General features: G+C 57.5%; 2 protein-coding genes. Both read left to right on the forward strand.

Annotated elements, in window-relative coordinates:
• The first annotated feature begins 1,012 nt into the window (after nucleotides 1-1,012).
• On the forward strand, nucleotides 1,013-1,231 hold the full coding sequence (locus QZY03_RS32255; protein ID WP_363169008.1) for a DUF433 domain-containing protein: 219 nt from the start codon (nucleotides 1,013-1,015) through the stop codon (nucleotides 1,229-1,231).
• 5 nt (nucleotides 1,232-1,236) lie between these two features.
• Nucleotides 1,237-1,560, forward strand: a complete 324-nt coding sequence (locus tag QZY03_RS23740; protein WP_295585224.1) for a hypothetical protein — start codon at nucleotides 1,237-1,239, stop codon at nucleotides 1,558-1,560.
• The last annotated feature ends 257 nt before the right edge of the window (nucleotides 1,561-1,817 follow it).

Below are 1,817 nucleotides of genomic sequence, written 5' to 3' on the forward strand. Positions count from 1 at the left end.
TCTAACGATCATCAGACATCGACACCCGAGAAGGAGACGAACCGATGAACGAGGCCCAGTGTCCGAAGACGGGGAAGGCCGACGGTAAGGCTGAACCACTACCCCTTGGGGTTACCTGAGACAACCGGATAGGCATGACAAACAATACATGGAGCGTTCCAACGTTGTCGTGCTTGAGCCAGATGTCGCCGCTGCTTTTCACAATGCAGAAGCCGTAAATCAGGCGCTTAGAGCAATGCTGCGTTTCGCCGAACAAACATCTAGCCTCACAAACCACTCGGCTTAAAAAGTGGATGGGGTCAGGTCTCACGCGGATGGGGTCAGGTCTAGTACGGAAGGGGTCATTACGGATGGGGTCAGGTCTTGCAACCACGCATGCGTGATTGCAAGACCTGACAGCACGCTCCGAAACGCGGTAGCGTCGTCAATTCCCGGTTCCGCAGAAAACCCTGCCGAGTACGCGACGCAGAACGCGCGTCGGTTGGTTCCGCGCGGGAGGTGGTCCGCGCAGCGGACCCGGCTGAGCCGCTGGTGCAGCACCGGGTGCGGTCCCCCGAGACCGCGTCCCTTGTCGCACCGGCCGCGCCTGTCTACACTGCCACCATGCGCCATCCCATTGATCCCAAAGTTGACTGCGTCTTCAAGGCCCTGCTGGGGGCAGAGTCCAATCGGGATCTGCTGATCCACTTAAGCTCAACGAATTGCCGCGCGGTCACGCCAGTACCGGTCGGCTACTCGGAACCGACGCGTTCGTCGAATCCCTGGAGCGACGCCGCGCCCGCTCACTGAAGCGGAAGCAGCCGGGTCCGAAGACCCGCGAGCGGGATTGCTACACGGGCGACCTGTTCGGCGAAGGGGAGCGGCATTGAGTAAGCTGTTCCCAGAATTCCTAAGCCACTCTCACTCCTGCCGGTGGCGGCGTAGCGGGGGGTGGCCGGAACGATGACCAAGGCTCCATAGGCAATTTCTCTTCCAAGTTGAAAGAGCCTTCTCCAAGGTCTACAGTTACGACATGAACGACTGGTCCTCCTGTCCTGCCGTCGAGCGCGATCCTCAAAAAGTCAGCGGAGCATGGGTCTTCCGAGGCACTCGCGTCCCCGTCTCAGCCCTGTTTGAAAACCTCGAAGATGGGGCGCAACTATCGGATTTCGTTAACTGGTTTCCAGGTATTACCCTTCAACAGGCGCGCGCCGTGTTGGAGCACGCGGCACACTCGTTAGAGACCGCGTAGTGCGAGTGCTTTTCGATCAAGGCACACCTGCCCCGCTACGTAACCATCTACCGGATCATCATGTCTCCACCGCCTACGAGTTGGGCTGGAATAACCTGAAGAACGGCGAATTGCTACAACACGCAGAGTTTTCTGGTTTTGAAGTTTTGGTCACAACAGATCAAAATCTCCGATATCAGCAGAATCTCGCCGACAGAACTATTGCTATCGTTGTACTGAGCACGACCAGTTGGCCACGAATTAGGATTTTTGCTCACCACATTGCCAATGTTCTCGCAAGCATCCAGCCAAACAGCTACATTGAAATTCTTGTGCCACACGACTACTGACTAGGGGCAGGAATTCCGGGGACAATGCGGCCTGGCAAGGCCGCGTGTTCTAGCGGCTGAGAGTCCCGCCTGGATCATCGTGAGCCGCGAGCCCAGTATCGAGCCTTGCGGCGTAGCCGGTAACGGACGCGACGATGCGTAGGCCAGATAAGCAACGGATGGGGTCAAGAGCAACGGATGGGGTCAGATCTTGCAATCACGCATGTGACGGATGGGGTCTTGCAATCGTGATCTGCTGATCCATTTCCTCAACGCCA

Origin of the sequence: uncultured Lamprocystis sp., assembly GCF_903933125.1 — a bacterium.
Lineage (GTDB): Bacteria > Pseudomonadota > Gammaproteobacteria > Chromatiales > Chromatiaceae > Thiodictyon.

Excerpts from the sequence above, each read along its gene's own strand:
- QZY03_RS32255 (WP_363169008.1), top strand. The coding sequence starts at position 1,013 with ATGAACGACTGGTCCTCCTGTCCTGCCGTCGAGCGCGATCCTCAAAAA.